Source organism: Actinosynnema sp. NPDC023658 (genome assembly GCF_040639995.1).
Classification (GTDB): domain Bacteria; phylum Actinomycetota; class Actinomycetes; order Mycobacteriales; family Pseudonocardiaceae; genus Actinosynnema.
This window is the reverse complement of sequence record NZ_JBFAAX010000462.1, coordinates 1-4,639: the sequence shown is the minus strand read 5'-3', so window position 1 is coordinate 4,639 and position 4,639 is coordinate 1. Positions and strand designations below refer to the sequence as shown.

Annotated in this window: 4 protein-coding genes and 1 pseudogene; all 5 read left to right on the top strand. The window is 71.9% G+C overall.

Going from position 1 to position 4,639, the window contains the following annotated elements:
• A partial coding sequence (locus tag AB0G02_RS28980; RefSeq protein ID WP_360799944.1) for an alpha/beta fold hydrolase occupies positions 1-1,054 on the top strand: 1,054 nt, incomplete at its 5' end.
• Between the two features lie 31 nt (positions 1,055-1,085).
• Positions 1,086-1,676, top strand: coding sequence for a TIGR03086 family metal-binding protein (locus AB0G02_RS28975; RefSeq protein ID WP_360799941.1), 591 nt, complete (start codon positions 1,086-1,088; stop codon positions 1,674-1,676).
• A complete protein-coding gene (locus AB0G02_RS28970) occupies positions 1,673-2,536 on the top strand; it encodes an alpha/beta hydrolase (protein ID WP_360799938.1) in 864 nt (287 codons plus the stop codon). The genes AB0G02_RS28975 and AB0G02_RS28970 overlap by 4 nt, the downstream gene beginning before the upstream one ends.
• 196 nt (positions 2,537-2,732) lie before the next feature.
• The gene (locus AB0G02_RS28965) at positions 2,733-3,695 is read left to right on the top strand and encodes an arginase family protein (RefSeq protein WP_360799947.1); all 963 of its coding nucleotides are present in this window, start codon (positions 2,733-2,735) and stop codon (positions 3,693-3,695) included.
• Positions 3,696-4,327: 632 nt separating this feature from the next.
• Positions 4,328-4,639, top strand: a pseudogene (locus AB0G02_RS28960) (3-oxoacyl-ACP synthase); the annotation flags it as partial.

Here is a 4,639-nt window from a genome sequence, read left to right as displayed (position 1 = left end):
GGTGGCCGGCGAGGCCAGGGCCTCGCTGAAGGCCGAGCGTCGGGTCAGCGCCCGGGACGGCTTCCTGCGGGCGTCGAACTACTACCGGGCCGCCGAGTTCTTCCTGCACGCCGACGCCGCCGACCCGCGCATCCGGCACGCCTACGACGCCTCGGTGGCGTCCTTCCGCCAGGCCGCGGCGCTGTTCGACCCCGTCGTCGAGCCGGTCGAGATTCCGTACGAGGCCACCACCCTGCCCGGCTACCTGTACCGGGTCGACGACTCCACCCCGCGCCCCACCGTCGTGATCGGCAACGGTTTCGACGGCACCGTGGAGGAGCTGCACTTCTTCGGCGCGGCCGCGGCGCTCGAACGCGGCTACACCGTGCTCGCCTTCGACGGGCCCGGCCAGCCGGGCACCCGTCACCACCAGGGCCTGGTGTTCCGCCCGGACTGGGAGAACGTCGTCGGTCCCGTCCTCGACCACGCGCTGACCCTGCCCGAGGTCGACGGATCCCGCATCGCCCTGTTCGGCGTCAGCATGGGTGGTCAGCTCGCGCCCCGCGCCGCCGCCTTCGACCAGCGCGTCGCCGCCCTCATCTGCCTCGACGGCGTCTACGACCTGGGCGAGATCGCCACCTCCGGCGTGCCGCTCCCCCGCGCCGAGGCCGAGCGGCGGCTGCGCGCCGACAGCGACCCCGAGCTCGACGCGATGATGGAGGAGGTCATGGACGCCGGCCCGATGGTGCGCTGGGCCATCGAGCACGGCATGTTCGCCATGGGCGTGGACACCCCGCGCGCGTTCGGCGCCGCCTACCTCGACTACCACCTGCGCGACGGCATCGCGGAGCGGATCACCTGCCCCACCCTGGTCTGCGCCGGGGCCGACGACGGCTTCTTCAAAGGTCAGCCCGAACTGCTCTACCAGCACCTCACCTGCCCCAAGACGTTCGTGGAGTTCACCGCCGACGAGGGCGCGGACGCCCACTGCCAGTCCGGAGCGCAGCGCCTGGCGTTCAGCCGTGTCTACGACTGGCTCGACGACGTCCTCGCCGTCCACCCCACGTCCGCCTGACAACCACCACCACGACGAGCGGAGAACCGCCATGACCGCAGTGATCGACCGGATCGACCGGGCCATCGACATGACCGCCCTCATCGTCGAGGGCATCACCGACGATGAGCTCGCCGGTCCGACCCCCTGCCCCGGCTGGGACGTGCGCACCGAACTCAACCACCTGGTCGGCGGCATGCGGATCTTCGCCGCGGAGCTCACCGGGACGGACCCGGGCGCCGCACACGAGGACGACTGGCTGGGCGGCGACCCGCAGGCCTCGTACGCCATCGCCGCCGACCTCGACCGCGCGGCCTGGGGCCGCCTCGAGGATCTGAACGCCACGGCTGTCCGGTTGGGGTTCGGGGAGGTGCCCGGCCCGATGGCCGCCCTCATCCACCTCACCGAGCTCCTCGCACACGGTGCCGACCTGGCGCTCGCCACCGGGCAGCACCACCTCATCGACGAAGCGCTGTGCGCCGAACTGCTCGCCGTCATGCGCGGCATGGACTTCAGCGCCTTCCGCCGTCCCGGCATGTTCGGGCCGGCTGCCGCCTCGACCGACGACGCACCGGCCCACCGGAGGATGCTGGCCTTCCTCGGCCGCGACCCGAGCACCACGAGCCCGCTGGAACACGCGTGAAGGGCCGCGAAACCGGAACCGTGCCGGTGGCCGGCGCCGATCTCCACTACGAGATCCGCGGAAGCGGTCCCCTGCTGCTGATGTCCCAGAGCGGCGAGGGCGACGCCAACCGCAGCGAAGACCTGGTGCGGCACCTGGAGAATCGGTACGCGGTACTCACGTACGACCGGCGAGGCCTGTCCCGCAGCCTCGTCCACGACCCGGACGCGCAGCCCTCGATGGCGACGCACGCCGACGACGTCCACCGGCTGCTGGCCGCGCTGACCGACGAACCCGCCCTGATGCTCGGTTGCAGCATGGGCGCCGTCATCGGCCTGCACCTGGCCGTCGAGCACCCCGGACAACTGCGGGCGCTCATCGCGCACGAGCCCGTCGCCCCTTGGCTGCTGGGCGCCACCGAACGAGCCCGCCACCTGCGGGAGCTGGAGGAGTGCCAAGAGGTGTTCCGGGCGAGCGGGTGGCAGGCGGCGCTTCGACCGGTGGCCGCGGCGCTCGGCATCGACCCGGCGCGGCAGGACGTGGAGCCGGGCGTACGGCCGGTCCCGCTGACCGCCGACCGGGCCGCCGGTTTCGACTACTTCATCGGGCACGACTTCACCACCGTCCGGCAGGACCACCTGGACGTCGCGGCCTTGCGGCGGACGCCGGTCGTCGTCGTGCCCGCGTCCGGTCGCACCACTCCCCGCGACGTCTTCGACCACAAGTGCGCCGTCGAGCTCGGCGCACTGCTCGGGGTCCCGGTCGAGGAGTTCCCCGGCGGCCACAACGGCAACATGACATATCCCGCCGGCTACGCCGCCCGCATCGACGACATCGTCAGCACCATCGCGGCGAGGGCCACCGCCACGTCGCGCGCATGAGCGTCGCGATGGTCCGGTCCATGGCGGGTGCGCGACTGTGATTGCGCCGGTGCCACCGACCAGGCGAGCACTCAGGCGATGGCGACCCCGGCCGCAGTGCGACGATCGGACGCGGAACCTCGACCGGCTGAAGGCGCCGGAGTTCGTCAGCCCTCGGTCCCTCGAGATCCACCAAGCACGGGAGGCTCGTGACGTGATGGACGAATCCCCCGGCGTCAGCGCCGCGCGCTCGTTGGCCGTGCTCGACGCTCCGTCCAACCTGGGCCTGCGGCCACCCGCGCCCGGGCTCGTGCCGGGCTGCTACAAGCTGGCCGGCGCGCTGCGCGACCAGCGCCTGCTCGACCGGCTGGGCGCCGCCGACGCCGGCGTGGTCGTGCCGCCGCGTTACGACGTCCGCGACTGGAAGCCCGGGGACGGGGTCATCAACGGCGCGGCGCTGGCGGGCTATACGGTGCGGCTCGCCCAGCGGACCGGGGCGGTACTGGATCGCGGCGACTTCCCGGTGCTGCTGGGCGGGGACTGCTCGATCCTGTTCGGCCCGGCGCTGGCCCTGCGCCGGCGCGGGCGCTACGGCCTGGTCTACCTGGACGGCTCCATCGACTTCCGGCACACGGGCAACAGCGCGGACGTGGGCGCCTCGGGCGGCGAGGGCACGGCCATCGTGACCGGTCGCGGGCAGCCGTCGATCTCCGACATCGATGGCCTGGCGCCGTACTTCAGGGAGCAGGACGTCGTCGTGCTGGGCGTACGCGACTACGACGTGCACTTGCAGGAGGCGCGTGCTGCGGGTTTGACCGTCCACACCACACCAGGGATCCGCGCGGCAGGCGCGACCGCCACCGGTGAGCGGGTCGTCGAGCAGCTGGTGGGTCTGGACGGCTACTTCGTGCACCTGGACGCGGACGTCCTCGATCCCTCGGTGATGCCCGCGGCCGACGCGCCCGACCCCGGTGGTCTCGACTTCGCCGAGCTGACCGCCCTGCTCGGCCCGCTGATCGCCGGGCCGGCGTGCGTGGGGATGGAGCTGACCATCTACGACCCCGACCTCGACCCGAGCGGCACGATCGCGGCTGCCCTGGCCGACACGCTGGTCACCGCCCTGCACGGCCACGAGCGGGCTCGGCCGGCTCCACGGCGGGACGGACCGCGTCCGGCTTGACCTACCGAGTCCGACCTGGCACAAGACCTTCGGGACGTCGGAAGTCAGCCACACGGCCTGGTCCCGTTTCCGGTCTTGGACTGGTGGAAAGGTTTTGGCGCGGAGAGCGGAACTCCGGGACGGAATGGAGCGAAAGCCGGTTCCAGCACCGTGTTCGGACCATTCGTTCGTTGATGTCCACTACCGTCGGCTCCAGCCGACTTCGACCGGCGCATTCGACCGGACGTGCCTCCCTCGAAGCCGGAGCGGTGCGCAGCGGAGGCCCCGCCGAGCCGAGGACGGTTCGGCACCCGCCCATCAGATGAGTGCGGCAACCTCCAAGGAAACACGTCCGAGTACCCCTTGCGGGTCACGGCTCTGGGTGCCGGCTACGAACTCGACTACGGTCGCCACGAGCCGGACGTTCCGTCAATGGGGGCACGGATCCGTCCGCGACAAGTTCCCGGGGGATGAACTTGGCCATTCGCATGCGTACCGGAGCGTCTTACGCCCGGATAATCAGTTTGAGTGTGCACAGACCCGACCCGTTTCCCGAAAGCACCGAGAGGTGCAGGACGCTCGAATACGGACGTGGAATTCCCGACCTGTGCGCGGTCCGCCGTCGGGTCGACCCGGTCGACGCGCTCGTCGACATGGCCGTGCGGGCGGGGACGGAGGCGCTGGTCGACGCGGGCGTGGACGCGGTGCGGATCGGCTGCGTCGTGGTCGCCACCACCACGGACCTCACGCGGACGCCGGCCGTGGCGGTGGAGGTCGCGTACCGCCTCGGCGCGAAGAATGCGGGAGCGTTCGACCTGTCGGCCGCTTCCGCGGGGTTCTGCTACGCCCTCGCGGTCGCCGCCGACCAGGTCAGGGCGGGCCGCCCCACCTACGTCCTGGTGATCGGAGCGGACTTGACGTCCGCCTCGGCCGACGGCGCGGCGGCACCGCTGCTCTCCGACGGC